The 24,620-nt window shown below is 67.4% G+C and carries 28 protein-coding genes and 1 riboswitch; of the genes, 8 read left to right on the top strand and 20 right to left on the bottom strand.

The window, feature by feature from the left end; genetic code table 11:
- Positions 1 to 63 precede the first annotated feature (63 nt).
- From FIU91_RS14600 to FIU91_RS14610, 3 genes are read right to left on the bottom strand one after another with little or no spacing between them, the layout of a single operon-like run.
- A complete protein-coding gene (locus FIU91_RS14600) occupies positions 64 to 765 on the bottom strand; it encodes an ATP-binding cassette domain-containing protein (protein ID WP_152463021.1) in 702 nt (233 codons plus the stop codon).
- Entirely contained in the window at positions 758 to 2,269 is a 1,512-nt protein-coding gene (locus FIU91_RS14605; protein ID WP_152463022.1) for a thiamine/thiamine pyrophosphate ABC transporter permease ThiP, read from the bottom strand. The genes FIU91_RS14600 and FIU91_RS14605 overlap by 8 nt, the downstream gene beginning before the upstream one ends.
- Positions 2,245 to 3,228, bottom strand: coding sequence for a thiamine ABC transporter substrate binding subunit (locus tag FIU91_RS14610; protein ID WP_152463023.1), 984 nt, complete (start codon positions 3,226 to 3,228; stop codon positions 2,245 to 2,247). The genes FIU91_RS14605 and FIU91_RS14610 overlap by 25 nt, the downstream gene beginning before the upstream one ends.
- 43 nt (positions 3,229 to 3,271) lie before the next feature.
- Positions 3,272 to 3,373: riboswitch (TPP riboswitch) on the bottom strand.
- A gap of 100 nt (positions 3,374 to 3,473) precedes the next feature.
- Between FIU91_RS14610 and aroC the strand changes: the two genes are divergently transcribed.
- On the top strand, positions 3,474 to 4,577 hold the full coding sequence (aroC, locus tag FIU91_RS14615) for a chorismate synthase (RefSeq protein WP_152463024.1): 1,104 nt from the start codon (positions 3,474 to 3,476) through the stop codon (positions 4,575 to 4,577).
- A gap of 157 nt (positions 4,578 to 4,734) precedes the next feature.
- Here aroC and ureG read toward each other — a convergent pair whose 3' ends face one another.
- The 13 genes from ureG to tsaA all read right to left on the bottom strand — a co-directional run bounded on the left by ureG (position 4,735) and on the right by tsaA (position 12,746).
- Complete coding sequence (gene ureG, locus FIU91_RS14620) at positions 4,735 to 5,370, bottom strand: urease accessory protein UreG (protein WP_152463025.1); 636 nt, start codon at positions 5,368 to 5,370, stop codon at positions 4,735 to 4,737.
- 14 nt (positions 5,371 to 5,384) lie between these two features.
- Entirely contained in the window at positions 5,385 to 6,017 is a 633-nt protein-coding gene (locus FIU91_RS14625) for an urease accessory protein UreF (RefSeq protein WP_254701971.1), read from the bottom strand.
- Positions 6,010 to 6,489: an urease accessory protein UreE gene (locus tag FIU91_RS14630; RefSeq protein ID WP_152463027.1), complete on the bottom strand. Its 480-nt coding sequence runs from the start codon at positions 6,487 to 6,489 to the stop codon at positions 6,010 to 6,012. The genes FIU91_RS14625 and FIU91_RS14630 overlap by 8 nt, the downstream gene beginning before the upstream one ends.
- Positions 6,490 to 6,492: 3 nt before the next feature.
- Complete coding sequence (gene ureC, locus FIU91_RS14635; protein ID WP_152463028.1) at positions 6,493 to 8,232, bottom strand: urease subunit alpha; 1,740 nt, start codon at positions 8,230 to 8,232, stop codon at positions 6,493 to 6,495.
- 152 nt (positions 8,233 to 8,384) lie between these two features.
- Complete coding sequence (locus tag FIU91_RS14640; RefSeq protein ID WP_152463029.1) at positions 8,385 to 8,783, bottom strand: carboxymuconolactone decarboxylase family protein; 399 nt, start codon at positions 8,781 to 8,783, stop codon at positions 8,385 to 8,387.
- Positions 8,783 to 9,604 (bottom strand): cyclase family protein, encoded by an 822-nt coding sequence (locus FIU91_RS14645; RefSeq protein ID WP_152463030.1) that lies wholly within the window; start codon positions 9,602 to 9,604, stop codon positions 8,783 to 8,785. The genes FIU91_RS14640 and FIU91_RS14645 overlap by 1 nt, the downstream gene beginning before the upstream one ends.
- An 87-nt stretch (positions 9,605 to 9,691) precedes the next feature.
- Positions 9,692 to 9,997, bottom strand: coding sequence for a hypothetical protein (locus FIU91_RS14650; protein ID WP_093009578.1), 306 nt, complete (start codon positions 9,995 to 9,997; stop codon positions 9,692 to 9,694).
- 88 nt (positions 9,998 to 10,085) lie between these two features.
- A complete protein-coding gene (locus FIU91_RS14655) occupies positions 10,086 to 10,481 on the bottom strand; it encodes a lysozyme inhibitor LprI family protein (protein ID WP_152463031.1) in 396 nt (131 codons plus the stop codon).
- Positions 10,481 to 10,786, bottom strand: coding sequence for an urease subunit beta (locus FIU91_RS14660; protein WP_152463032.1), 306 nt, complete (start codon positions 10,784 to 10,786; stop codon positions 10,481 to 10,483). The genes FIU91_RS14655 and FIU91_RS14660 overlap by 1 nt, the downstream gene beginning before the upstream one ends.
- Positions 10,783 to 10,968, bottom strand: coding sequence for a hypothetical protein (locus tag FIU91_RS14665; RefSeq protein ID WP_152463033.1), 186 nt, complete (start codon positions 10,966 to 10,968; stop codon positions 10,783 to 10,785). The genes FIU91_RS14660 and FIU91_RS14665 overlap by 4 nt, the downstream gene beginning before the upstream one ends.
- Positions 10,969 to 10,977: 9 nt before the next feature.
- On the bottom strand, positions 10,978 to 11,280 hold the full coding sequence (locus FIU91_RS14670) for an urease subunit gamma (RefSeq protein ID WP_093009582.1): 303 nt from the start codon (positions 11,278 to 11,280) through the stop codon (positions 10,978 to 10,980).
- Positions 11,280 to 12,137, bottom strand: a complete 858-nt coding sequence (locus FIU91_RS14675) for an urease accessory protein UreD (protein ID WP_152463034.1) — start codon at positions 12,135 to 12,137, stop codon at positions 11,280 to 11,282. Before FIU91_RS14675 ends, FIU91_RS14670 begins: the two co-directional genes overlap by 1 nt.
- Before the next feature lie 132 nt (positions 12,138 to 12,269).
- On the bottom strand, positions 12,270 to 12,746 hold the full coding sequence (tsaA, locus tag FIU91_RS14680) for a tRNA (N6-threonylcarbamoyladenosine(37)-N6)-methyltransferase TrmO (protein WP_152463035.1): 477 nt from the start codon (positions 12,744 to 12,746) through the stop codon (positions 12,270 to 12,272).
- Positions 12,747 to 12,880: 134 nt separating this feature from the next.
- Here tsaA and FIU91_RS14685 point away from each other — a divergent pair, with 134 nt between their 5' ends.
- On the top strand, positions 12,881 to 13,747 hold the full coding sequence (locus tag FIU91_RS14685; protein ID WP_152463036.1) for a helix-turn-helix transcriptional regulator: 867 nt from the start codon (positions 12,881 to 12,883) through the stop codon (positions 13,745 to 13,747).
- 102 nt (positions 13,748 to 13,849) lie between these two features.
- Here the strand turns inward: FIU91_RS14685 and FIU91_RS14690 are convergent, their stop codons facing one another.
- Positions 13,850 to 14,242, bottom strand: coding sequence for a hypothetical protein (locus tag FIU91_RS14690; protein WP_152463037.1), 393 nt, complete (start codon positions 14,240 to 14,242; stop codon positions 13,850 to 13,852).
- A gap of 5 nt (positions 14,243 to 14,247) precedes the next feature.
- Positions 14,248 to 15,291: an alkane 1-monooxygenase gene (locus FIU91_RS14695; RefSeq protein ID WP_152463038.1), complete on the bottom strand. Its 1,044-nt coding sequence runs from the start codon at positions 15,289 to 15,291 to the stop codon at positions 14,248 to 14,250.
- A 184-nt stretch (positions 15,292 to 15,475) separates the two neighbouring features.
- On the opposite strand from FIU91_RS14695, the gene FIU91_RS14700 reads away from it, so the two are divergent.
- On the top strand, positions 15,476 to 17,161 hold the full coding sequence (locus FIU91_RS14700; protein WP_152463039.1) for an NAD(P)H-dependent oxidoreductase subunit E: 1,686 nt from the start codon (positions 15,476 to 15,478) through the stop codon (positions 17,159 to 17,161).
- Positions 17,162 to 17,281: 120 nt separating this feature from the next.
- Here FIU91_RS14700 and FIU91_RS14705 read toward each other — a convergent pair whose 3' ends face one another.
- Both FIU91_RS14705 and FIU91_RS14710 read right to left on the bottom strand, forming a co-directional pair.
- On the bottom strand, positions 17,282 to 19,561 hold the full coding sequence (locus FIU91_RS14705; RefSeq protein ID WP_152463040.1) for an NADP-dependent malic enzyme: 2,280 nt from the start codon (positions 19,559 to 19,561) through the stop codon (positions 17,282 to 17,284).
- 69 nt (positions 19,562 to 19,630) lie between these two features.
- A complete protein-coding gene (locus tag FIU91_RS14710) occupies positions 19,631 to 19,819 on the bottom strand; it encodes a DUF3072 domain-containing protein (RefSeq protein WP_093009590.1) in 189 nt (62 codons plus the stop codon).
- A 112-nt stretch (positions 19,820 to 19,931) separates the two neighbouring features.
- Between FIU91_RS14710 and FIU91_RS14715 the strand changes: the two genes are divergently transcribed.
- The 5 genes from FIU91_RS14715 to upp all read left to right on the top strand — a co-directional run bounded on the left by FIU91_RS14715 (position 19,932) and on the right by upp (position 24,572).
- A complete protein-coding gene (locus FIU91_RS14715) occupies positions 19,932 to 20,324 on the top strand; it encodes a cytidine deaminase (RefSeq protein ID WP_093009591.1) in 393 nt (130 codons plus the stop codon).
- Positions 20,324 to 21,634, top strand: coding sequence for a thymidine phosphorylase (locus FIU91_RS14720; RefSeq protein ID WP_152463041.1), 1,311 nt, complete (start codon positions 20,324 to 20,326; stop codon positions 21,632 to 21,634). The genes FIU91_RS14715 and FIU91_RS14720 overlap by 1 nt, the downstream gene beginning before the upstream one ends.
- Positions 21,635 to 21,706: 72 nt before the next feature.
- Positions 21,707 to 22,918: a phosphopentomutase gene (locus FIU91_RS14725; protein ID WP_152463042.1), complete on the top strand. Its 1,212-nt coding sequence runs from the start codon at positions 21,707 to 21,709 to the stop codon at positions 22,916 to 22,918.
- Positions 22,918 to 23,940 carry an adenosine deaminase gene (locus FIU91_RS14730; RefSeq protein WP_152463744.1) on the top strand — a complete coding sequence of 341 codons (1,023 nt, stop codon included), beginning with the start codon at positions 22,918 to 22,920 and terminating at the stop codon, positions 23,938 to 23,940. The genes FIU91_RS14725 and FIU91_RS14730 overlap by 1 nt, the downstream gene beginning before the upstream one ends.
- Complete coding sequence (gene upp, locus FIU91_RS14735; protein WP_093009594.1) at positions 23,937 to 24,572, top strand: uracil phosphoribosyltransferase; 636 nt, start codon at positions 23,937 to 23,939, stop codon at positions 24,570 to 24,572. Before FIU91_RS14730 ends, upp begins: the two co-directional genes overlap by 4 nt.
- Positions 24,573 to 24,620: the final 48 nt, after the last annotated feature.

The raw sequence follows: 24,620 nt of genomic DNA on the forward strand, positions 1-24,620 counted from the left end.
CCACGTTCTGTCAACGCGCACGCAATGCAAGAGCGGGCTTCGACAATCGGGGTGCCTTTGAGGTCACGCCTGGCCGAGATAGGCACGCAGGCTGTCGGGCGGGTCGGAAAAGAGCGCCTCCGTCTCCCGCGGCGGCTCCGCGACGCCGTCCGCCACGAGCACCGTCTGGCTGGCAAAGCGGCGCGCATCGGCGGGATCGTGGCTGACCATCAGCGCCAGCGCGCCGAGCTTGTCCGCAAGCTCGGCCACGCGGCTCAGCATCTCGGCCTTGAGCGCCGGACCAAGCGCCGCGAAGGGCTCGTCGAGCAGGATCACTGGCCGGTTCTGCAAGAGCACCCGCGCCAGGGCCGCCCGACTCGCCTGCCCGCCCGACAGCTCCGCCGGTTTGCGCGCGCCGAACCCGGCGAGCCCGACCTCGGCCAGCGCCTCTTCGATCTGCTGGTTTTCGTGCGCGCTCACCCGCCCGCCACCCGGCCGCAAGGCAAGTCCGAGATTCCGCGCAAGGCTCAGGTGCGGAAAGAGGTTTTGGTCCTGGAACAGCGAGGCGACCGGCCGCGTGCCAGGGGCATCGGCGGTAATGTCCCGTCCTTGCCAGAGAATCCGCCCCGCCTCGGGCCGCCGAAATCCGGCGATCGCATCGAGGAGCGTCGACTTGCCTGCCCCCGATGGTCCGACCACCGCAACGCGGCTCCGAGGCTGCAGCGTCATCTCGGCGCGCAGCGTGAAGTCGCCTGCGCGCATCACGAGCCCATCGAGTTCAAGCACCGACGCGCCCTCCCCTGTCAAAGAGCCAGAACAGCGCGAGACTCGCCATCAGGAGAAGCAGCGCCGCGCCCTGCGCCGCCTCCATCTGGTAGCTGCCCATGAGGCGATATACCTGCAGCGGCAAGGTCGCGCGGTCGGGATCGGCGAAGAGTGCAATGACGCCCAGATCGCCCATTGACAGCGCCGCTGTCAGCCCCGCCGCGAAGCCCAAGGGCCGCTTCAAGCGCGGCAGCAGCACCCAGCGCGTCCAGGCCCACCCGCTGAGGCCGAGCGATCCGGCGAGCCGCCCGAAATCATCGCGGATCGCCTCGGCCTCGGGCCGGAGGATACGCAGCGCAAAGGGCAGGCTCACCAGCGCGTTCACGAGCGCCGTGACCGGCAGCGCCAGCGCGAACGGGTTCATGACGGGCCGGACCAGCAGGAACAGCCCGGTGCCAAGGACGAGCGGCGAGATGGCGATGCCGAGAAGGCCCAGAAGCTCTCCGCGCCGGGTCGCGAGCGGCAGCGCCCAGAGAAGGCAGAGCGCGGTCGAGGCGAGCGCAACGCTGAGCGAGTGCCACGCGGCCTCCAGCGTTCCGGCACCCTGCTGCAAGAGCCCCGGCGCGCCGCGCAAGGCCACGAGCGTCAGCGGCGTCAGCAGGAAAAGCGCAACGATCAGGATCGCGCCTCCATCGAGAAGCCGTGCCACGAGCCCCCGCCCGTCCCAGCGCGCCACGCGCCGATCGAGCCCCGCGCCGAAGCTTGCCCCGCCCGAGAGCCGCAGCGCCACGAGCCCCGCAGCGACCGCGAGCGCCAGTTGCAGAAGCGAGAGCGAGGCCGCGCGCCCCAGATCGAAGTCGAACCGCATCGCCTGGTAGATGGCGAGTTCCACCGTCGTGGCGCGCGGGCCGCCCCCGAGCGTCAGCGCGACGGCGAAGGACGACAGGCAGATCACGAAGATCACCGCGAAGGCTCCAGGCAGGATACGCGCCAACATAGGCGCTTCGAGCGTGCGGAACATCGCCCAGGGGCTGAGCCCGAGCGAGGCGGCAAGCCGCAACCGCTCCCCCGGCATGGCAAGCCAGCCTTGCAGGACGAGCCGCGTCGCAAGCGGCAGGTTGAAGAAGACATGCGCGATGACCACCCCGTGCAATCCGTAGATCGTCATTTCCGGCAGGCCCAGCGCTGCGAGGCCCCGATTGACGATGCCGTTCGATCCGAACGTCGCGATCAGCCCCAGAACGGCCACGATCACGGGGAGGATGAACGGCGCGCCCAGAAGCGCAACGAGGAGCCCGCGCCCCGGAAAGTTGCGCCGGGCGAGCGCCCGCGCGACGGGCACGGCGAAAAGCACGCTGAACCCCGCCGAGAGCGTCGCCTGAACAAGCGTGAAGCGCAGCGCCTGCCCGTCACCGGGCGCGAAGGCCGACAGCCCTCCCGCCCGGATCAGCACCGCGGCGACCGGCACCAGCGTCAGCGCCAGCACCGCCGCGGCGGCGATCAGCGCGAGAGACCGGCGCGCCATGCCTCGATCGCCTGATCCTTGAGTTCAGCTGCCTCGTCTTCGGAGTAGAACAGCACTTCATCCGGCAAGTCGAGCTGCCGGAACCCGTCCGGCCAGCGCTCCTGCGGCAATGCCGCCGGGAAAGACCAGTTGCCCGTCGCGATCATCTCCTGGAACTCCTCCGAGAGGATGAAGGCCATGAAGTCCTGCGCAAGCTCCGGCACATCTGTCGTCGATGTCACCGCGGCCAGCTCGACCATGAAGTAATGCCCCTCGGGGAAGATCGCCGCCTTCACCGTGTCGTCGTCCTCGGCGATGATGTGGTAGGCGGGCGAGGTCGTGTAGGACAGAACCATGTCCGCCTCGCCATCGGTGAAGAGCCCGTAGCTCTCGGACCAGCCCTTGGTCACGGTCAGCACGTTGTCCGAGAGGTCCGCCCAGGCGGCCTCTGCCTCCTCGCCATAGACCGACTGCACCCAGAGCGCGAGCGCGAGGCCCGAGATCGATGTGCGCGGATCCTGGATGACGAGGCTCAGATCATCACCCGCCTCACGAAGCGCGTCGAAGCTCTGCGGCGGCTCGGCCAGACGCTCGGTGTCGTAGACGAAGGCGGTATGCCCGTAATTGAAGGGCAGGAAGATGTCGTCGTTCCAGTCGATCGGCAGCGTCAGCGCATCCGTGTCCTGCCCGTGGGGCGCGAAGAGACCGCTTTCGCGGGCGCGCTTGGTCACGTCGGTGTTGAGCCCGAACACCACGTCCGCCTCGGTCGCCTGCCCTTCGAGCAGAAGCCGCGGCAAGAGATCGCCCGGCTTGAACTGAAGATCGCAGTCGCAGCGCGCCTCGAACAGCTCTTCGATCTTGGGGCCCGGTCCCCATTCGGAGACGATGTAATCGCCAGCATAAACAGTGAGCACGTTCTCCTGGGCGAGCGCGGTGCCCGCGGTGAGCGTGGCCGCTGCAAAAGTCGTGAGGGCTTTCATGGTGCCATCCTTCCATTTGCGGCGGATGGGCAAGATACTGCGGGCGCTGCCGGCAAACCTTCCCTCCGCCGGTGTTAACCGGTTCAGGTTCAACGGGTTCGCGGCATCACCGCATCTCAGCCTTCCGGCACCCCGAGGTACGCAGAGACGTAATCCTGCCCGGTGCCGCTGACAAGGCGAAACGGCTTGAGGGGGGCGCGGGCCTTCTTTAGGACAAGCGCGACCAGCTATTTCGGAGCGGCGAGATGAGTTTCAACACGTTCGGCCACCTGTTTCGCGTGACGACCTGGGGCGAAAGCCACGGTCCCGCGCTCGGCTGCACGGTGGATGGCTGCCCGCCCGGGATCGCCATCGACGAGGCCGCGATCCAGCACTGGCTCGACCGCCGCAAACCGGGGCAGAACAAGTTCACGACCCAGCGGCGCGAGGCCGACGCGGTTCGCATCCTCTCGGGCGTCTACGAAGGCCGCACCACAGGGACGCCGGTGCAGCTGATGATCGAGAACACCGATCAGCGCTCCAAGGATTACGGCGATATCGCGGAGACCTTCCGCCCAGGCCATGCGGACATCACCTATTGGCAGAAATACGGTCATCGCGATCCGCGGGGCGGCGGGCGTTCCTCGGCGCGTGAGACCGCGGCGCGGGTGGCTGCCGGAGGATTGGCGCGTGCGGTTCTCGCCGAGCTGGCCCCCGGCCTCGCGATCACCGGCTACATGGTGCAGATGGGTCCGCATTCCATCGGCGAGACCCGCGAGATGGACGAGATCGAGAAGAACCCGTTCTGGGTGCCCTCGGCAAAAGCCGCCGAGGACTGGGCCACATATCTCGATGGCCTGCGCAAATCCGGCAATTCCTGCGGCGCGATGATCGAAGTTGCGGCCTCCGGCGTGCCCGCCGGCCTCGGCGCGCCGGTCTATGCCAAGCTCGATACCGAGATCGCCGCGGCGATGATGTCGATCAACGCGGTGAAAGGCGTGGAGATCGGCGAGGGCATGGCAGCGGCCGCACTCACCGGCGAGGCCAATGCCGACGAGATCTTCCTCGGCAATGACGGCGCGCCGAGCTATTCCTCGAACCACGCAGGCGGCATCCTCGGAGGCATCTCCACCGGCCAGGACATCGTCGCACGCTTCGCGGTCAAGCCGACCTCCTCGATCCTCAAGTCCCGCGCCTCGATCACCAAGTCGGGCCAGCCGACCGAGGTCGTCACGAAAGGCCGCCACGATCCTTGCGTCGGCATCCGCGCGGTGCCGGTCGGCGAGGCGATGATGGCTTGCGTGCTGCTCGACCACCTGCTTCTCGACCGCGCCCAGACCGGCGGCACCCGCGGGCTGATCGGGGCGTGAGGGGGCTTGCTGCCCCCTCTTCGGGGCGTGCCGCCCCGAATTCACCCCCGCCGGTATTTGGGCCAACCCAAAGACAGGGGGCGCGCTTTTGGTTTTGGGTTGGTGAAAATACCGAAAATGCGCCCTTTCCGCAGGCACGGCGACCTGGGCGACGACGCTACTCCGCCGCCTGCTGGGTCAGATCGAGGCCACCGATCTCCGACAAGGCGGCGATGACCGCCTCCACCCCTTCGCCCTTGCGAAGCGCGGTGAAGAAGAAGGGTCGCCCGGCGCGCATGCGGGCCGCGTCCCGCTCCATCACCTCGAGCGACGCACCTACATGCGGGGCGAGATCGGTCTTGTTGATGACAAGGATGTCAGAGCGGCAGATCGCGGGGCCACCTTTCCGCGGTATTTCTTCGCCCGCCGCGACATCGATCACGTAGATCGTCACGTCGGCAAGCTCGGGCGAGAAGGTCGCCGAAAGGTTGTCGCCACCGGACTCGATCAGGATGAGATCGAGATCCGGGATCGCCACGTTGAGCTCGGCGATGGCGGCGAGGTTGATCGAGGCGTCCTCGCGAATCGCGGTATGCGGGCAGCCGCCCGTCTCTACGCCGCGAATGCGTTCGAGGGGCAGGACCTGCCGTCGCATCAGCTCCTCTGCATCCTCCTGCGTATAGATGTCGTTCGTGATCACGGCCATCGAGAGGCGCGGGCCGAGCGCGGCGCAGAGCGCGGCGGTCAGCGTCGTCTTGCCGGCGCCGACCGGGCCGCCGATGCCGACGCGCAAGGGACCGTTGGGAGAGGACATTGGGCGGGCTCCTTTCAGGATCGGAAGAGTTTCGTCTGAAGCGTCTCGTGGCGCATCGCCGCGATGTCCATCAATGGCGAGAAGGTGCCGAGATCATCGAGTTCGGCGCGCATCGCGTCATCCGACACCTCGGCCACGACCGGCACCAGTGACGCGATCGCGCGCTGCCCGTCGCTCTGGCCGAGCGGCACGAGGCGCATCGCCGCGCCCCCATAGGTCGACACCGCGTTCAGCAGGAATGTCTCGAGCGCCGCACGAGGCTCGAGCGACAACAGATGCACAGCGCGGCCTGCGGCGACCGGATAGGCCATGTCTGGCAGATCGAGCCCCCAGACGGCGCGGACCGTGGCCGCGAAGGCCGCGCCCGTAAGCGCCGTCTCGCGCCGCCGATGCGCGGCGCCAGCGAGCGCTGAGGCCAATTCGTCGAGCGCCGCGACGTCGTCACCGCGCGCGGCATGGGCGAAGAGAACCGCGTCCTGCCAGCCCGCGCCGTGTCGTGCCCAGGTCTCGAGCCATGCCTCCAGATCCTCGCCAGTCGCAAGGCCACCCTCGGCGACCAGCGTCTCGATCCCGTGCGAATAAGCGAAGCCGCCTGTCGGAAAGGCGGGTGAGAAGAGCTGATGAAGGGTCAGCCCGGCCTCAGCCATGGCTATGCTCGTGCGGACCGTGGCCGTGCGAATAGTCGTGCCCATGGGTGCGGCCGTGGCCGTAGGCCCCTCCCTCTGGAGTGAAGGGCTCCACCACCTCGCGCGTCTCCGCGCCGAGCCTACTCAGAAGATCGGCCATGACGTGATCGCGCTGGATCAGAAGGCGAGATGCCTCGATCTGGCAGGGGGTGTGGCGGTTGCCGATATGCCAGGCGAGACGCACGAGATCGCCGCCCCTTATCTCAAGCAGCTCCTCGGGCGCGGCGGCGATGGCGATCTCGCCCGCCTCGGTGACCAGCACCCCGCCAGGATCGAGCGAGGTGGTCTGCGGCAGATCCACGAGGCAGCGCCGTCCGTCCTCGAGCGCGATCACCCGGCGGCGCAGGAAGCGGCCTTCGTAATCCAGCACCGCGCATCCGATCGGCGCGGCATGGGCGTGTCCATGGTAGGTGCGTGCGATAAAATCGGTCATGTCTCAGAACAGGAAATAGCGCTGCGCCATCGGCAGCTCGGTTGCAGGTTCGCAAGTCAGAAGCTCGCCATCGGCGCGCACTTCGTAGGTCTCGGGATCGACCTCCATCTTCGGCGTCGCGTTGTTGAGCTTGAGGTCGCGCTTGCCGATGCCGCGCGTGCCGCGCACGGCGATCGTCTCTTTCGCGAGACCCAGTTCCGAACCGATGCCGGCCGCCTGCGCGGCTTCCGACACGAAGGTCACGGCAGAGCGCTCCACGGACCGCCCGTAGGCTCCGAACATGGGGCGCGAATAGACCGGCTGCGGCGTCGGAATCGAGGCGTTGGGGTCGCCCATCTGCGCCATCGCGATGGTGCCGCCCAGAAGCACCATGTCCGGCTTCACCCCGAAGAAGGCGGGCGACCAGAGGCAGAGATCGGCGCGCTTGCCCACCTCGATCGAGCCGATCTCATGCGCGAGTCCATGCGCGATGGCCGGGTTGATCGTGTATTTCGCGATGTAGCGGCGCACGCGCATGTTGTCGTTCTCGCCGGCCTCCTCGGGCAGGCGTCCGCGTTGTTTCTTCATCTTGTCAGCGGTCTGCCAGGTGCGGATCAGCACCTCGCCGACGCGGCCCATCGCCTGGCTGTCGGAGGCGATGATCGAGAACGCGCCCATGTCGTGCAGGATGTCCTCGGCGGCGATGGTCTCGCGCCGGATACGGCTTTCGGCAAAGGCCACGTCCTCAGGCACGCGCTTGTCGAGGTGATGGCAGACCATGAGCATGTCGAGATGCTCTTCCAGCGTGTTCACGGTGAAGGGCCGCGTCGGGTTCGTGGAGGAGGGCAACACGAACTCCTCCCCGCAGATCTTGATGATGTCGGGCGCATGGCCCCCGCCCGCCCCCTCGGTGTGGAAGGCGTGGATCGTGCGGCCCTTCATGGCCGCGACCGTGTTCTCCACGAAGCCGCTCTCGTTCAGCGTGTCGGTGTGGATCATCACCTGCACGTCGTAATCGTCCGCGACCGACAGGCAATTGTCGATGGATCCGGGTGTCGTGCCCCAATCCTCGTGCAGCTTGAGCGCGCAGGCCCCCGCGCGCACCTGCTCCTCGAGCGCGCCGGGCAGAGAGGCATTGCCCTTGCCAGCGAAGGCGAGGTTCATCGGAAAGGCGTCCGCCGCCTGAAGCATACGCCCGATATGCCAGGGCCCGGGCGTGCAGGTCGTCGCCAGCGTGCCATGCGCGGGGCCTGTGCCGCCGCCGAGCATCGTCGTCAGCCCCGAATGCAGCGCGTCCTCGATCTGCTGGGGGCAGATGAAATGGATATGCGAATCGAACCCGCCCGCGGTCAGGATACGGCCCTCGCCCGCGATGGCCTCTGTGCCGGGGCCGACGATGATATCGACGCCGGGCTGTGTGTCCGGGTTGCCCGCCTTGCCGATCTTGTGGATGCGCCCGTCCCGGAGGCCCACATCCGCCTTGTAGATGCCCGTATAATCGACGATCAGCGCATTGGTGATGACTGTGTCGACCGCGCCAGCTTCGCGGGTCGCCTGGCTTTGGCCCATGCCGTCGCGAATCACCTTGCCGCCGCCGAACTTCACCTCCTCCCCATAGACGGGCGCGTTGCCGGTGCCGGAGGCTTCGGCGATGAGATCGCGCTCCACCTCGATGATGAGATCGGTATCGGCGAGCCGGAGCCTGTCGCCGGTCGTCGGACCGAACATCGCGGCGTAATCCGCGCGAGAGATGGTGGCGGGCATGGGTCGCGGGCTCCTTGGATGCGTCGGATCAGAGCCTTGCCGGGGCGCGTGATCTTGTCAAATCCACTCGGAGCAGCGGCGCAGAAGCCCGCCTCGCGCGATAGATCCCGCAAGACGCTGACAAAATTATATAATTTTGTCAGCGCGCCCGATCACTCCACGCGAAACTCCTCATCCACCGGCACCTGCATCGCCGTGACGAGGCCGTTCGTCTGCATCGCCATCCCGATGACGCCTAAAAGTTCAGCATATTGCGCCTCGCTCATGCCCTTCGCCCGCGCCGCGGCGGTGTGGGAATGGATGCAATAGGTGCAGGAATTGGCCGTGGAGACGGCGAGATAGATCATCTCCTTCGTCAGAGGATCGAGCGCGCCTGGCGCCATCACCGTCTTCAACCGTGCCCAGGTTGCGGCCAGAAGCTGTGGATCATGCGCCAGCGCGCGCCAGAAATTATTGATGAAATCGGTGCCGCGGGTGGCACGGATATCCTCGAAGACGGCCAGCGCTTCGGCGCTGGCATCCTCGTCGCTCAAGAGCCTGACGGTCGCCATCAGACCAGCGCGAAAATGCGTGCGGGCCCGCCCGTGCCGCCGACGTGATTGGGCGCACCGACGACAAGCGTCGCCCCGGCAGCCGGCACGTTCTCAAGACCGGCAAGATTCTCGATCCCGTAGCGCCCCTCGGGCAGCCAGGCATAATGCGCCGCGAAATCCGCCGAGGGCCCGTGATCGAGCGAGAGCGTATCCACCGCGATCGCCCCTGCACCGGTTTCGAGCAGCATCTGCGTGGCCTCGACGTGAAAGCCCGGCCAATGACCGACACCGTCATCGTCCCGCCCCACGAATTGCTCCGCATTGCCGGACTTCGCGGCCCAGCCTGAATGCATCGCAACGCAAGCGCGATCGGGAATGTCGCCATTGGCGTCGATCCAGGCTTGCAGGTCGTCAGGCGTCACCTGCGCGTCAGGATTTTCGGCGGCCTTGGCGGCGATGTCGATCACGCACAGGGGCACAACGAGGTCCGTCACCGGGATCTCGTCCACCGACGCCCCGTCCGCCGAAAAGTGCAAAGGCGCGTCGATATGGGTCGCGGTGTGCTCGTTGATCGAGAGGTTGAAGAGGTTGAACCCGTCACTCTCGAAGGCGAATTCCTGCTCCATCGAGATGCCGGGCGGGCCGAAGAAGGTCGGGAAGTCAGGGCTGAGCTTGTGGCTCATGTCCACGACGCTGCCATGCCCCTGGGCCATCGCGGGCGGCGCGGCCACGACCCCGCCCAGGGCCGCACCGGCGGCAAGCCCCGCACTGGCGGAAAAGAATTGCCGGCGTGACAGCATCCGCTTCTTCACGCGGTTCATCACACAGATATCACACATCTTGACGCTCCCTGTCTGGTGGATGCTCGACAGGAGCCTGCGCTGCCTCTGAGGGTCAGCCTAGCACGGATCGCCTCCGCTGGAAGATCAGACCGGCGTTGCGTGCCCCTTGCGCGGCGGCAGGCCCGGCGGCACGGAAGGCTGCCGGCGCGCGCTGCGCCGCGGCTCGGCCGGCACCGCTTCGAGCTTGCGGCGCCCGGGTGCAGCGGCTTTGCGCGGCGCTGCGCCAGGCGTCACGCCGCAGGCGTTCATCGGCATCTTCACGCCCCAGAACGCCTCGGCGGAGCTTTGCGCCATCGCGCCCAGCAGGATCTGCGACATCTTGATCTGCTGCGCCCAGATCGCGCCTGTCCAGGCGCACCAGAGCTGCGTTGCGTGGATCGGTGTCAGCATATTTCTCACTCCCTTGTCGATCTGCGGCCGCAAACTGCGCCCGCACCGGTCGGAGGCGCGAACCCGCGAGGTCCAAGCCGTCCTCGCGTCACTCCAATCCGAGGTTTCGCAGATCCTCGGTCCGTACCTCCGTCAGCCGCGTGAGGCACATGTAGAACAGCATGTTCTGCATCGTGCCGCCCCGTGCGGCCAAGCTTTCCGCTTCGCAGGCCTGGTCGCGAAACGGGATCCAGGCGCGCTGTGCGTCGCGCAGAATATCGGCGGCGGGCACCTGATCCGCGGGCAGGCCCTCGTCCATCCGCCGGGCCCAGGCCATCGCTTCGCCCCAGGCGGCGTTCAGCTCCGCATCCGCGGCCTCGTAGTCGCGGGCCGCACAGCCTGTCATCTCCACCTGGGTTTGCGGATCCCGGCAATCAAGCTCCTGTGCGTGCCCCGGCATCGCATAGGCGGCGGTCAGCGCAATGATCCCGAGACCCGTTCGCATCAGAGCGCCCCCATGACCTTCTGGTTGAAGCCGAAAACCCGGCGGTCCCCCTGATACGGGATGAGCGAGACCTCTCGCCGCTGGCCCGGCTCGAACCTGACCGCGGTGCCCGCGGCGATGTCGAGACGCAGGCCCCGTGCCGCCTCCCGGTCGAAATCGAGCGCCGGGTTGGCTTCGGCGAAATGGTAATGCGAGCCCACCTGCACCGGCCGGTCGCCGGTATTGGCGACCATCAGCGTGATCGCCTCCCGGCCTTCGTTCAGCGTGAGGCCGCCCGGCGCGGGGAAAAGCTCGCCCGGGATCATCGTCGCCGGTCCTTGCGCGTCTCGGCCCGTCGACGCGCGACCATCAGCGTGCCCGCGAGCGCAATCACGGCAAGGGCGCCCGCGACGGCCAGCCAGCTTGCCCCGTCATGGGGGTGCAGGTGCGGGCCTGGATGCGCGGCAGCCGGACCGGCAAGGATCATCAGGGGAAGGGCATAGCGCATGAAGGTCTCCTATCGGATCGGGTTGTGAACGGTGACGAGCTTGGTGCCGTCGGGAAAGGTTGCCTCGACCTGGACCTCGTGGATCATCTCGGGCACGCCTTCCATGCATTGCTCGGCCGAGATCACCTCGGCTCCCGCCTGCATCATCTCGGCGACGCTGCGCCCGTCGCGCGCGCCTTCCACGACCGCGTCGGTGATGAGCGCGATCGCCTCGGGATGGTTGAGCTTCACGCCGCGCTCGAGACGGCGGCGGGCCACTTCGGCGGCCATGGCGACAAGCAGCTTGTCCTTTTCGCGCGGGGTCAGATTCATCAAATCATCCAGGGTCGGGGCAGTTCGCTGCCGGAAAGATATCGTAACAGAGGCACAAGTCTTTGACGGATGTCAAAACCGTCATCGGCGAGGATCCGCGCCACGACAAGTCCCGCGAGGGGCGCGGAGGCACCGCCGCGTGCGGGCAGGAAATCCCGGATCGCGGGCAGCCGCGCGTCGATCCCCGGCGCCGCGATCACCAGCGACGCCATCGCCCGAGCACCGCCCGCCACGTGAGCGCCTCCCAGCCGGGCCCGCGCATCGCCGCGAAGTGCAAGACGATCGGAATGGATAAGCCGGCCCGCGCGCCGCAATTCGATCCGGTCGCGCAAGTTCAGCTGCGTAACATCTTCCCCCATCGCGGCACGTCCGAAGATCAGCGTCTCGATCCCGAGAAAGGCCGCATCCTGAGCCATCTCCACCTGCAGATGCCGGTCGAGCGCCGCTCCCTGGAAGAAGATCGTCTCCTGCGGCAACCAGTGCAGGCGCGCGCCCGCGCCAAGGCTGAGCCGCGTCGTCATTCGCCCTGTCTCGGCGCCGCGCGCGCGGTAGATCCGCTCCGCCGCCTGGCTCGTCAGCGAGAGCGCGGCCCCGTCTTCCGCGCACGCATCCAGAGCGAACCGGTCACCCCCGGTAATCCCACCCGCGGTGTTGAGCCATGTCGCCTGCAACATCTCTCCGGCACCATGCGGAAAGAGAAGTTTCGCCGACCCCGATTGCCCCAACGCGCGGAGTCGACTAGCGCCCCGCGCATGCCGGACCGAGAGGCTGGCCCGCCCCCTCGCGCGGGTCAGCGCCGCGCCGTCATGTGATCTGTCGTAGGGGATCTCCACGCTCCCGGCCCTGTCCTCAGCCATACCGCCTCCTCGCGGCCGCCGCGTGCAATCCACCCGGCGCAAGGCCCCACGCAGGCCAGTTCCCTTCCGCCGCAGCGCTCAAAGAATGAGCAGTGCAAGAGCCTGATTGCCCGCTTTCCGTGCAGGCTGAGATCACGCCCGGTCTGCCGCCTTCTCGGGCGCGAGCGGCGTGTAGGCGCAACGCTCGGGCTTGATGTCGAGAAGCGGCGTGCCGTCGATGCAGTCAAGGCCGCGCACATGCAGAACCGCGTTTTCGCGCCTGATCAGCGCGACCCGCGCGAGACCGATCGGGTTTGGCCGCACCGGGGAGCGCAGCGAGAATGTGCCGCGCACCGCCCCATCCGATTTCGGGCTCTGCGTGACGAGATCCCTCCGCGACTGGTCGAGCCAGTATAGGACATCGAGTTCCGCGAATGCCTCGATCCCGTCGAGCGCCCCGGCCCAGCGCGGCAAAATCTCGAGCCTGCACACCGGCCCGTCACGCCGCCCCTGCCTCGGGCAATCCGCACGCGTGGCGAAGGGCGTCCGGCAGATCCCGATGAAATAGAGCCCCGCATCCGCCGCGTCGGGCAGATCCGTGCGCGTCTCGTTCTCTCGGATCCCGGTCATCCCGTCGCTCTCCCACCGTGGTATTCATCCGGCACTCTAGACCGGCCCGCATCGCTTGCGCCACATCCGCTTGCCGCGCGCCGCACCTGCCGCCATAGTCCGCCCGGCCCGCCACCCAATGCAAAGCTTGCCGCATGCCTGAATTCCTGACCGTGAAAGAGCTCGCCGAGCTTCTGCGTATCAAGGAGCGCAAGGTCTACGACCTCGCCGCTTCGGGGTCCGTTCCGGTCTCGCGCGTCACCGGCAAGCTGCTGTTTCCCGAAAACGAGATCCGCGCCTGGATCGCGGGCGAAAGCACCCGGCCCGAACCCGACCGCACGCCGCGTCCGCCCGTCTTCCTCGGAAGCCACGATCCGCTGCTCGAATGGGCCCTCCGGCAGGCGCGGCCCGGTCTTGCGACGCTGTTCGACGGCTCGGGCACGGGACTGGCCCGGTTCGCGCGCGGTGACGGGTCGGCGACGGGTCTGCATATCCCCGGCGCGGACGGCGATTGGAATATCGCCGCGGTCGAAGACGCGGCCGCCGGGTGCGATGCGGTGCTGATATCCTTCGCGCGCCGCCGCCGCGGTCTGATCCTGCGCCCTGACATGGCCGGCCGCGTGACATCGCTCGCGCATCTCAAGGATCTCTGGATCGCGCCGCGTCCCTCGGGCACCGGGACCGACACGCTCTTTCGCCAGACGGTCGAGGAGGCAGGCCTCGCCCATGACGCCCTCCTCTTCACCGGCGTCGCCCAAAGCGAGGAAGACGCGGTTTTCGCGGTCAAACACGAGGAAGCCGATACCGCATTCGGCCTCGAGGCGCTCGCCGCGACGCACGGGCTTGCCTTCCTGCCCATCGCCGAGGAACGCTTCGACATCCTCGTCGACCGGCGCGCGGCCTTCGAGCCACCGCTTCAGGCCCTCTTCGCGGTGATGCGGTCGGAGCCGTTCCGCGCCCATGCGGCGCAATTGGCCGGCTACGATGTCACCGGCGCCGGCGAGGTGCGCTGGAACGCCTGACAGGCGCGCGCCCGGGTCAGCAGACCCGCGATCCGCTCCTTGGGTTGGCGCAAATACCGCGGGGTGAATTGGCGGCTCTGCCGCCAAGAGGGGCAGCGCCCCTCAAACGCCGACATCGGGGCCGAGGCACACCATTTCCTGCGCCTCGTCCGCCTCGTAGAGCTCCGTTCCGAACTCACCACCCTCGAAGACGGCGCGCAGGCCAGATCCTTCCTCGAAGAAGCTCCAGCATTGCGGCGCGGGATCGTCCTCGTAGACAAAGCAGATCTGGTCGCCCTCGGGATACCAGATGCCGTCCTTGCAGCGCCCATCGAGGAAGGACCAGCGCACGCGGCGGCCGGGCATATAACGCTCGATCCCGTAGGGCACGCCCGCTTCCGAGAAGGTCAGCGTCTTGCCGGAGACGTAGTCCTGGAATTCTTGGGCGCTCATCGGGCTCTGGGCCGAGACCGGGCCAGAGAGGAGCAGTGCACAGAGGGTGGCGGCATATCTCATGGCCCTCATTCTGCCAGCACCGGCTCCGGCGCGAAAGACGCGGCGCGCGTCCAGGCCCGTGCCCGCCGGTCCATCACCCGCCGCCAGAGCGGCGGAACGAGCGCGAGGACCGCCATGACCGGCAGGGAATGCGGCAGGATGGGCATCGCCTCCCGGTCAAGGCGCAAACCGGGATAGGCCCGGCCCGGATTGGCGTGGTGATCCGAATGGCGCGGTGCGTTCAGCATGAGGCCCGAGGAAAAGCCCTGTCGCGCGTTCCACGAATGCCGAGCCCCCATCGGCTCGAGCCGCCCGCCCTCGCGCGGCGCACGCATCAGCCCGTAATGCTGCACGTAGTCGGACAAGAGGAGTTGCAGCTGCGCGTAGATGCAAAGAGCGACATAGGCGAGAAGGGCCGAAGGGCCGCCGAGCAGGCCCACCCCGACAAGCGCCGCCAAAGCCCCGCCTCCATAGATCGCGTAAGGATGCAGGCGGCGCTTGCGGGCCGACAATGCCTGCTCCGCCCGAAAGCCCTGCCGGAACGAGCCGGCCCAGGCCCGCGCCGCGTAGCGCCAGAACCCCTCCCCGAGACGCGCCGTGTTCGGATCGCGATCCGTGGCTGCGTGCACGTGATGCACGAGCCGGTGCGCCGAGGCGTGATGCCCGAATAGAAGGCTGGTATACACCGCAACCCCAAGCGCGCGCGGCGCGCGGGCGCCGCGATGAATGAGCTCATGAGCGTTCGAATTCGACACCTGCCCCAGAAAGAGCGCGAGCCCGAAAAAGAGCGCGACCCCCTCCCAAGCCTCGAGCCTGCCACTGCCAATCGTCAGCGCCCCGCCGAAAAGAAGGGGGAAATGCACAAGGCCCAAGACAACCGACAAGCCGAGGCCCGCGGGAAACTCCGCGCCCTCCGGCGCATCCGGCGCGGCAAGGCCCGCGATCTTGTCCATGAAGAACGTGAAGACGGTGATGTAGAAAAGCGCCGCCCCGGCATATCCCCCGCCCAGCACGAGACCGGCCGCGAGAAGCGCGACCAGCGTCAGCGTGATGATGGTGAACCGTGTCATGCCTCTGCCCTGCTGCCCCGGTATTCGCCTCGAACGTCCTCTATAGGAAAAATCCGCCGCCACTAAGACCGAATCAAGGCACCATGACGTCGCAACGGGACGGAAATTCGCCGCATCGCGCCTGACAGCCCCCACCCCGACCCTGTATTCGGGGCCGCGAGAGGCTCGTTCGAAGGACAGGTTCATGGCGCTCGATGACAGCAAGACACCGTGGAAATCCGGCCGCGGCAAGGGGCGCCCGATCCCCAAGGGCCGCGCGCTCGACGATACCGCCCATGACGAGGTCCGCGCGCTTCTCGGCGACCGGCCGCGGCGCCGCGACCTGCTGATCGAATTCCTGCATCTCGTCCAGGACACTTACGGTCATATCTCGGCGGCCCATGTCCGGGCTCTCGCCGAGAAGTTGAAGCTCGCGCAGGTCGAGGTCTACGAGGTCGCGACCTTCTACGCGCATTTCGACATCGTGAAAGAAGGCGAGACGCCGCCGCCCGCCCTGACCGTGCGTGTCTGCGATTCGCTCTCCTGCGAGCTGGCCGGGGCCGAGGCGCTGCGCGCGGCGCTCGAGGAAGGGCTCGATCCGTCGGAGGTCCGGGTTGTCCGCGCACCCTGCATGGGCCGCTGCGACACCGCGCCTGTCTGCGAGCTCGGGCACAACCATATCGATCATGCCACGCCCGAGCTTGTAGAGGCCGCCATCGCGGCGGGCGAGACCCATGTCCACCTTCCCGATTACGAGGCGCTCGACGCCTACCGCGCGGAGGGCGGCTATGCCGCGCTCGGCATGTTGCGGAAAAGCGGCGACTGGGAACAGGTTCAGGACATGATGCTCTCCGCCGGTCTGCGCGGCCTTGGCGGGGCGGGCTTTCCCTCGGGCAAGAAATGGGGCTTCGTGCGCGCCGAAGCGGGCCCGCGCTACCTTGCGGTCAATGGCGACGAGGGCGAACCTGGCACGTTCAAGGACCGCTACTATCTCGAGCGCGTCCCGCACCTCTTCCTCGAAGGCATGCTGATCGCCGCCTGGGCGGTCGAGGCCGATCGCGTCTATCTCTACATGCGCGACGAATATCCGGCCGTCCTCGAAATTCTGCGCCGCGAGATCGCCGCGCTGGAAGAAGCGGAGATCGTCGTTCCGGGATATATCGAGCTGCGCCGCGGCGCGGGCGCCTATATCTGCGGCGAGGAAAGCGCGATGATCGAATCGATCGAGGGCAAGCGCGGCCTGCCCCGGCACCGCCCGCCCTATGTCGCGCAGGTCGGCATCTTCAATCGCCCGACCCTCGTTCACAACGTGGAGACGCTCTATTGGGTCGCGCGAGTCTGCCGAGACGGCCCCGAGGTTCTCTCCGGCACCGAGAAGAACGGCCGCAAAGGACTGCGGAGCTACTCGGTCTCGGGCCGCGTCGCCAAGCCCGGCGTCTACCTTCTGCCGGCGGGTTCCACGATCCGCGACATCGTCGAGGCCGCGGGCGGCATGGCCGAGGGTCATGACCTCAAGGCCTATCAGCCGGGCGGGCCGTCTTCTGGCCTTCTGCCTGCGAAGCTCGATGACATCCCGCTCGATTTCGACGTGCTGCAAGAGCACGGCTCCTTCATCGGGTCGGCGGCGGTCGTGGTCCTGTCCGACAAGGACAGCGCCCGAGAGGCCGCGCTGAACATGCTGCGCTTCTTCGAAGATGAAAGCTGCGGGCAATGCACGCCCTGCCGGGTCGGGTGCGAGAAGGCCGTGAAGCTGATGCAGGCAGAACGCTGGGACCAGGGGCTGCTGGAAGAGCTGAGCCAGGCAATGGTCGACACCTCGATCTGCGGCCTCGGCCAGGCCGCGCCGAACCCGATCCGGCTGGTGATGAAGCACTTCCCAGACGAGATCTGATCCTCAGGTCGCCCGCATTGCGGGCGGCATGTCTGGCGCGATGAGCCCTTGGCTCATCGCGCGGTGCGAGGGCCCTGCCCTCGCGCTCCCGCGGTATTTGGGCCAACCCAAATTGTCAGATCAGCCGTATTTCGAGACCGGGGTTCCGGCCAGCGCGGCCATGTTGAGCAGCCCGCGCGTCGTGATCGAGGGAGTCACGATATGCGCGCGGTTGCCCATCCCCATGAGGATCGGACCGACCTCGAGCCCTTGCGCGGTCATCTTGAGAATGTTGCGCACGCCCGAGGCCGCATCGGCATTGGCGAAGATCAAGACGTTCGCCTTTCCGCTCATGCGGTTGCCGGGCAGGAGGCGCTGGCGCAGCTCGGGATCGAGGGCCGCCTCGACGCTCATCTCGCCTTCGTATTCGAATTCGCGCGGCGCGGCATCGAGCACGGCCAACCCCGCGCGAATTCGCTCCGCCGCCTCGCTGTTCTGGTTGCCGAATTGCGATTGCGAACACAGCGCGATCTTCGGCTCGAGGCCGAAGCGCCGCACGTGCCGCGCCGCACCGAGGGCCGCTTGCGCGATCTGATCGGCCGTCGGGATGAAATGCACATGGGTGTCGGCGATAAAGAGCGGCCCGTCCTCCAGAATCATCATCGAGAGCGCGCCGTGCGGGTACTGCGTCTCGCTGCCGAGAACCTGCGTGACGTAGTTGAGATGCCAGCGATATTCCCCGAACGTGCCGCAGATCAGGCTGTCGGCCTCGCCGCGATGCACCATCACCGCGCCGATCGCCGTCGAGTTCGTACGCATGATCGCGCGGGCAAGGTCGGGCGTGACGCCGCGCCGGGCCATGATCTCGTGATAAGTGTTCCAATAGTCGCGGTAGCGCGGATCGTTCTCCGGGTTCACGATGTTGAAGTCGCGCTCGGGCCGGATCTCGAGGCCGAGCCGCTCGCAGCGCATGTTGATGACCTCGGGCCGGCCGATCAGGATCGGCTGCTCCGGCGTCTCTTCCAGCACGGCCTGGGCGGCGCGAAGCACGCGCTCGTCCTCGCCTTCGGCAAAGACGATGCGGCGGGAGGCTTCGGCGGCGGCATCGAAGACCGGCCGCATCAGGAGCGCGGAGCGATAGACGCTCGCGCGCAGCTTGGCCTTGTAGGCATCCATGTCCTCGATCGGGCGCTCGGCGACGCCCGAGGCCATCGCGGCTTGGGCCACCGCGACCGAGACCGTGGCCGAGAGGCGCGGATCGAAGGGTTTGGGGATGAGATAGTCGCGCCCGAAGGTCAGGCTTTCGCCGCGATAGGCCGCCGCGGCCTCGGCGCTCGTGGTCGCACGGGCCAGCGCGGCGATACCCTCGACGCAGGCGATCTTCATCTCGTCGTTGATCGTCGTCGCGCCCACGTCGAGCGCGCCGCGGAAGATGAAGGGAAAGCAAAGCACGTTGTTCACCTGGTTCGGAAAGTCCGACCGACCCGTCGCGATGATCGCGTCGGGCGCCACCTGGCGCGCGAGATCGGGCATGATCTCGGGATTGGGATTGGCGAGCGCGAAGATGATCGGTGTCTGCGCCATCTTCTCGACCATCTCGGGCTTGAGGACATTCGGCCCCGACAGCCCGAGAAAGAGATCCGCGCCCTCGATCACGTCACCGAGGGTCTTGGCGGTGCTGCCCTGAGCATAGGCCGCCTTTTGCGGCGTCATCTCGGTCTCGCGGCCTTCATAAACGAGCCCGTCGATATCGCAAAGCCAGATGTTCTCGCGCTTGACGCCGAGCTTGACGAGCATGTTGAGGCACGCGATCCCGGCCGCGCCCCCGCCCGTCGAGACGACCTTCACGTCCTCCAACGTCTTTCCCGCGAGCTTCACCGCGTTCAAGGCCGCCGCCGAGACGACGATGGCGGTGCCGTGCTGGTCGTCGTGGAAGACGGGAATGTTCATCCTCTCGCGGCAGATCTCTTCGACCACGAAGCAATCGGGCGCCTTGATGTCCTCGAGGTTGATCGCGCCAAAAGACGGCTCAAGCGCGCAGACGATGTCGGCAAGCTTCTCGGGGTCGCTTTCGTTCACTTCGATGTCGAAGCAATCGATGCCGGCGAATTTCTTGAAGAGAACCGCCTTGCCTTCCATCACCGGCTTGGAGGCCAGCGCGCCGATATTGCCGAGGCCGAGGACTGCCGTCCCGTTGGACACGACCGCGACGAGATTGCCGCGCGACGTGTAATCGCGCGCGGCCTTCGGATCGCTTTTGATTTCGAGACAGGCTTCCGCGACGCCGGGCGAGTAGGCCCGTGCGAGATCGCGGCCATTGGCGAGCGGCTTGGTTGCGCGGATCTCCAGCTTTCCGGCCTTGGGAAAGCGGTGGTAGTCAAGCGCCTGCTGGCGCAGCGTGTCGCTGGTCTGGTCCGACATGAAAGCCCTCGTCCTCGTCGCCTGGGACGAGGGCTAGCTTAAATCCCCCGCGACGGGAAGGCGCCGGTGCTACTTCGCCAGTTCCTCGAGATAGGCGATGCGCCGTGCGGCTTCTCGCTTGGTCAGCGCCATGTCGAATTCCTCACCGGTTTCGTCGGTGAGCTGGCGCAGGGTCGCGGCCTGCTTGTCGGTCATGGGCTCGCGGGGATCGGCGGGAAGGTCCGCGCCGGGGTCGAGAACGAGATGGCTCTGGGTCATGCAAGCCTCCTTTCGATTGAAATGGAAACGCGCTTGCCGCGCGCCGGTTCCCCTTGCTCTTGCTTCGCGCCGCAGCCACGATGACCGTTACCCATAGCCCCCGGAGGACCCGATGACCCTACGCGATGATGCGCTTGCCGTCCGCGAAAACGCCTATGCCCCCTATTCGGACTTCAAGGTCGGCGCGGCGCTTCGGTCAGCATCGGGTGCGGTCTTCAGCGGCTGCAACGTCGAGAACGTGGCCTATCCCGAGGGCACCTGCGCCGAGGCCGGGGCCATCGCCGCGATGGTCGCAGCGGGCGAGACCGAGATCGCAGAGCTTTACGTCGTCGCGGGCAGCGCGGCCCCGGTGCCGCCCTGCGGCGGCTGCCGCCAGAAGATCGCGGAATTCGCGGCGCCCGCCACGATGGTAACGCTCGCCACGCTCGACGGAACCGAAACCCGCCTCTCCGTGGGCGAGCTTTTGCCGGGCGCCTTCACGCAGAGCCACATGGACGGCAGCTGATGGAGCCCGCGCGGCTCATCGCGGGTCTTCGGCGCGGACAAGAACCGGACGGTGCCGCGCTCGCCACGTTCGCAGCAGGTCTTGCGGACGGATCCGTCTCTGACGCGCAAGCCGGGGCCTTCGCGATGGCCGTCTGCCTGCGGGGCCTGAGCGAGGCAGGGCGCACCGCGCTCACCGAAGGCATGCGGGATTCGGGGCGGACGCTGAGATGGGATCTGCCGGGGCCCGTCCTCGACAAGCATTCCACGGGCGGGGTCGGCGATTGCGTGAGCCTCGTCCTCGCCCCGGCGCTCGCGGCGCTCGGCGTCTACGTTCCGATGATTTCGGGGCGCGGGCTCGGTCACACCGGCGGCACGCTCGACAAGCTCGAGGCGATCCCCGGCTTTCGCACCGCGCTTTGCGAAGCCGAGTTCGACCGCGCCGTGCGCGAGGCGGGCGCGGCCATTGTCGGCGCATCGGCCGACATCGCGCCGGCCGACCGGCGGCTCTACGCGGTGCGCGACGTGACCGGCACGGTGGAAAGCATCGACCTCATCACCGCGTCGATCCTGTCGAAGAAGCTGGCGGCAGGGCTCGAAGGGCTCGTGCTCGACGTGAAGGTCGGCAGCGGCGCCTTCATGAAGACCGAGGAGGCCGCGACGGAGCTCGCCGAGGCGCTGGCAGAGACGGCCAATGCCGCCGGCTGCCCGACCGTTGCATGTCTGACCGACATGAACGAGCCCGCCGCCCCGGCACTCGGCAATGCGCTCGAAGTGCTGGAGGCGGTGCATGTCCTGAAAGGCGGCGCGCCCGAGGGGCGTCTGGCTGGGCTTTCCGCGCTACTCGGCGGCGCGCTCCTGGCGCGCACGGGCCAGGCCGAAGACGCCGGGCAAGGTGCGGACAGGCTGCGCGCAACGCTTGCGGATGGCCGCGCGGCCGACGCCTTCCAGAAAATGGTCTACGCGCAGGGCGGACCGATCGGATTTGTCGAGACGCCTGCCCGTTTCTTGCCGGAAGCGCCGGTCATTCGCGAGCTTGCCGCGCCTGCCACGGGCCATATCGCGGCGATCGATGGCGAAGCGCTCGGCCACGTTGTCGTGCGGCTCGGCGGCGGGCGGCGGGTGGAGACCGACAGCGTCGACCCGGCTGTGGGCCTGTCGGATGTTCTCGGCCTTGGCGCGGAGGTGGCGCGGGGCCAGCCGCTTCTTCGCCTGCACGCGGCCCGGATCGAGGATGCCGACGCGGTCGAGGCAGCGCTCACCCAGGCATTCTCCATCGCCGACCATGCACCGACGCCGCGCTCTCTGGGCCGGATCGCGACCGGCCTCTGACGCCGGACCTGCCCTTGCCGTGACCCGCACACCGGGCTAGGCCCTCAGATCATTCGGTCCAGAGGAGCTGCCATGCCCCGCGCCTTTCTCGTCGTCATGGATTCCGTCGGCATCGGCGGCGCGCCCGATGCGGATCGGTTCTTCAACGACGGGCTTCCGGATACCGGCTCGAACACGCTCGGCCATATCGCGGAGGCCTGCGCGGCGGGCCAGGCCGAAGAGGGGCGGAGCGGCCCCCTGCATCTGCCCCATCTCGACACGCTGGGCCTGTCGCAGGCGGTGGCGCTCGCATCCGGGTTGACGCTGCCCGATCTCGGGGGCGGTGAGACCTCGGGCTACTGGGGCGCAGCTACCGAAACCTCTCCCGGGAAGGACACGCCGTCCGGCCATTGGGAACTCGCGGGCCTGCCCGTACCGTGGGACTGGCACTACTTCCCCGATACAAACCCTGCCTTCCCGGAGGATCTCGTTGCCGAGGTCTGCAAGATCGTCGGCACGGACGGCATCCTCGGGAATTGTCACGGCTCCGGCACCGTGATGCTGGACCGCTTCGGCGAAGAGCATATCCGCACGGGGCGGCCCATCTGCTACACCTCTGCCGACAGCGTCTTCCAGATTGCCGCCCATGAGGAACACTTCGGGCTCGAGCGGCTGCTCGATCTGTGTCAGCGCATCGCGCCGCGCCTCCATGAGATGCGCGTCGGCCGCGTCATCGCCAGGCCCTTCATCGGCGCTCCGGGCGCTTTCCAGCGGACAGCCAACCGCCGCGACTACGCGATCCGCCCGCCGCAGCCGGTCCTGACCAACTGGGCGCAAGATGCCGGACGCACCGTCCGCGCCATCGGCAAGATCGGTGACATCTTCTCGATGGAAGGGATCGACGAGCTGAGAAAGGGTGCGGATGCGGATCTCATGCGCCATCTCGGCGAGGCCATCGACGAGATGCCCGAAGACAGCCTGACCTTCGCCAATTTCGTCGAGTTCGACAGCCATTACGGCCATCGGCGAGATGTGCCCGGTTATGCGCGTGCGCTCGAGTGGTTCGATCGCGAACTCGGCGCGCTGCTGCGACGCCTCCGTCCCGGCGACATGCTGGTTCTCACCGCCGATCACGGCAACGATCCGACCTGGACCGGGACCGATCACACCCGCGAACGCGTTCCCGTGCTGATCGCGGGGCTCGGGACCGGCAGCCTCGGCCAGATCGCCTTCGCCGATGTCGCGGCCAGCATCGCCGCGCATCTCGACATCCCCTCTCAAGGCCCCGGAGCCTCCGCCCTATGATGAAAGACGACACACCCCATACCGAGGAAAGCCTCGCCGCCATCGCAGCGATGCCGAAGCTGGAACTGCACCTGCATCATGAGGGCGCAGCCCCGCCGAGTTTCATTCGCGGGCTCGCGAAGGAAAAGGGCCTGAATCTCGACGGTGTCTTCCGCTCCGATGGAAGCTACGCCTTCTCCGGATTCGAGCACTTCCTGAGCGTCTACGAGGCAGCCACCACCGTCCTCAAGACACCCGAGGATTACCATCGCCTGACCGTCGCCCTTCTGGAGGAGAGCGCCTCCAACGGCGTGATCTATACCGAGAGCTTCCTCTCGCCCGATTTCTGCGGCGGCGGCGATCTTGGCGCGTGGCGCGAATACCTCGCCGCGATCCGCGAGGCGGCGGAGCTGTGCGAGCGCGACATGGGCATCACGCTCAGGGGCATCGTCACCTGCGTACGCCATTTCGGGCCCGACCAGGCCAAGAAGGCCGCTCGCTGCGCCGCCGAGACGGCGGGCGACTTCATCACCGGCTATGGCATGGGCGGGGACGAGAACCGCGGTAGCCTGAAGGATTTCGCCTATTCCTTCGACATGGCGCGTGAGGCCGGACTGCAGCTCACCGTCCATGCGGGCGAATGGCGCGGGCCGCGCGAGGTGGCCGAGGCGGTCGACGATCTGCGCGTCTCGCGCATCGGACACGGCGTGCGCGCGGCAGAAGATCCCGCGCTGATGGACCGGCTCGCCGAGAACGGCATCTGCCTCGAGGTCTGCCCCGGCTCCAACGTGGCGCTCGGTGTCTATCACCGGCTCGAGGCGCACCCGATCGAGACGCTGCGCGACCGCGGCGTGCCCATCACCGTCTCCACGGACGATCCGCCCTTCTTCCACACCACGATGCGCGACGAATACGTCTCTCTTGCCCGCACCTTCGGCTGGCAGGCCGAGGATTTCGCGCAGCTCAACGCAACCGCCCTCGCCCATGCCTTCTGCGACGAGGTCACCCGCGATGCCATCGCCAAGCGCCTGGAGGCCCAATGACACCCGATACGCTCAAGATCGTCGATCACCCGCTCGTCCAGCACAAGCTGACCATCATGCGCGAGAAAGAGACCTCGACCGCCGTGTTCCGGCAGCTCCTGCGCGAGATCTCCCAGCTGCTGGCCTACGAGATCACCACCGATCTGCCGATGACCACCAAGACCATCGACACGCCGCTGCAGCCGATGGAAGCGCCGACGCTTGACGGCAAGAAGCTCGCGCTCATCTCGATCCTGCGCGCGGGCAACGGCCTTCTGGACGGGGTGCTGGAGCTGATCCCCTCGGCGCGGGTCGGCTTTGTCGGCCTCTATCGCGACGAGGAAACGCTGGAGCCCGTGCAATACTACTTCAAGGTGCCCGAGGGCCTGTCGGACCGTGTGACCATCGCTGTCGATCCGATGCTCGCCACCGGCAACAGCTCGGTCGCGGCGATCGACCTTCTGAAACAGGCGGGCGCGACGAATATCCGCTTCCTCTGTCTTCTCGCCGCACCCGAAGGGGTGCGCCGCATGGCCGAAGCGCATCCCGATGTGCCCGTGGTGACCGCCGCACTGGACGAGCGGCTCAACGAAAAGGGCTATATCGTGCCCGGCCTCGGCGATGCCGGAGACCGCATGTTCGGAACTAAATAAGCGCATGCAGAGCTTTACAGGCGCAACTTGTTGCTGCATCGTCGGCCT

The organism is Roseivivax sp. THAF30, from assembly GCF_009363575.1.
Classification (GTDB): Bacteria; Pseudomonadota; Alphaproteobacteria; order Rhodobacterales; family Rhodobacteraceae; genus Roseivivax; species Roseivivax halotolerans.

Excerpts from the sequence above, each read along its gene's own strand:
- FIU91_RS14605 (WP_152463022.1), bottom strand. The coding sequence starts at position 2,269 with ATGGCGCGCCGGTCTCTCGCGCTGATCGCCGCCGCGGCGGTGCTGGCG.
- FIU91_RS14610 (WP_152463023.1), bottom strand. The coding sequence starts at position 3,228 with ATGAAAGCCCTCACGACTTTTGCAGCGGCCACGCTCACCGCGGGCACC.
- aroC (WP_152463024.1), top strand. The coding sequence starts at position 3,474 with ATGAGTTTCAACACGTTCGGCCACCTGTTTCGCGTGACGACCTGGGGC.
- ureG (WP_152463025.1), bottom strand. The coding sequence starts at position 5,370 with ATGTCCTCTCCCAACGGTCCCTTGCGCGTCGGCATCGGCGGCCCGGTC.
- FIU91_RS14625 (WP_254701971.1), bottom strand. The coding sequence starts at position 6,017 with ATGGCTGAGGCCGGGCTGACCCTTCATCAGCTCTTCTCACCCGCCTTT.
- FIU91_RS14630 (WP_152463027.1), bottom strand. The coding sequence starts at position 6,489 with ATGACCGATTTTATCGCACGCACCTACCATGGACACGCCCATGCCGCG.
- ureC (WP_152463028.1), bottom strand. The coding sequence starts at position 8,232 with ATGCCCGCCACCATCTCTCGCGCGGATTACGCCGCGATGTTCGGTCCG.
- FIU91_RS14640 (WP_152463029.1), bottom strand. The coding sequence starts at position 8,783 with ATGGCGACCGTCAGGCTCTTGAGCGACGAGGATGCCAGCGCCGAAGCG.
- FIU91_RS14645 (WP_152463030.1), bottom strand. The coding sequence starts at position 9,604 with ATGTGTGATATCTGTGTGATGAACCGCGTGAAGAAGCGGATGCTGTCA.
- FIU91_RS14650 (WP_093009578.1), bottom strand. The coding sequence starts at position 9,997 with ATGCTGACACCGATCCACGCAACGCAGCTCTGGTGCGCCTGGACAGGC.
- FIU91_RS14655 (WP_152463031.1), bottom strand. The coding sequence starts at position 10,481 with ATGCGAACGGGTCTCGGGATCATTGCGCTGACCGCCGCCTATGCGATG.
- FIU91_RS14660 (WP_152463032.1), bottom strand. The coding sequence starts at position 10,786 with ATGATCCCGGGCGAGCTTTTCCCCGCGCCGGGCGGCCTCACGCTGAAC.
- FIU91_RS14665 (WP_152463033.1), bottom strand. The coding sequence starts at position 10,968 with ATGCGCTATGCCCTTCCCCTGATGATCCTTGCCGGTCCGGCTGCCGCG.
- FIU91_RS14670 (WP_093009582.1), bottom strand. The coding sequence starts at position 11,280 with ATGAATCTGACCCCGCGCGAAAAGGACAAGCTGCTTGTCGCCATGGCC.
- FIU91_RS14675 (WP_152463034.1), bottom strand. The coding sequence starts at position 12,137 with ATGGCTGAGGACAGGGCCGGGAGCGTGGAGATCCCCTACGACAGATCA.
- tsaA (WP_152463035.1), bottom strand. The coding sequence starts at position 12,746 with ATGACCGGGATCCGAGAGAACGAGACGCGCACGGATCTGCCCGACGCG.
- FIU91_RS14685 (WP_152463036.1), top strand. The coding sequence starts at position 12,881 with ATGCCTGAATTCCTGACCGTGAAAGAGCTCGCCGAGCTTCTGCGTATC.
- FIU91_RS14690 (WP_152463037.1), bottom strand. The coding sequence starts at position 14,242 with ATGAGATATGCCGCCACCCTCTGTGCACTGCTCCTCTCTGGCCCGGTC.
- FIU91_RS14695 (WP_152463038.1), bottom strand. The coding sequence starts at position 15,291 with ATGACACGGTTCACCATCATCACGCTGACGCTGGTCGCGCTTCTCGCG.
- FIU91_RS14700 (WP_152463039.1), top strand. The coding sequence starts at position 15,476 with ATGGCGCTCGATGACAGCAAGACACCGTGGAAATCCGGCCGCGGCAAG.
- FIU91_RS14705 (WP_152463040.1), bottom strand. The coding sequence starts at position 19,561 with ATGTCGGACCAGACCAGCGACACGCTGCGCCAGCAGGCGCTTGACTAC.
- FIU91_RS14710 (WP_093009590.1), bottom strand. The coding sequence starts at position 19,819 with ATGACCCAGAGCCATCTCGTTCTCGACCCCGGCGCGGACCTTCCCGCC.
- FIU91_RS14715 (WP_093009591.1), top strand. The coding sequence starts at position 19,932 with ATGACCCTACGCGATGATGCGCTTGCCGTCCGCGAAAACGCCTATGCC.
- FIU91_RS14720 (WP_152463041.1), top strand. The coding sequence starts at position 20,324 with ATGGAGCCCGCGCGGCTCATCGCGGGTCTTCGGCGCGGACAAGAACCG.
- FIU91_RS14725 (WP_152463042.1), top strand. The coding sequence starts at position 21,707 with ATGCCCCGCGCCTTTCTCGTCGTCATGGATTCCGTCGGCATCGGCGGC.
- FIU91_RS14730 (WP_152463744.1), top strand. The coding sequence starts at position 22,918 with ATGAAAGACGACACACCCCATACCGAGGAAAGCCTCGCCGCCATCGCA.
- upp (WP_093009594.1), top strand. The coding sequence starts at position 23,937 with ATGACACCCGATACGCTCAAGATCGTCGATCACCCGCTCGTCCAGCAC.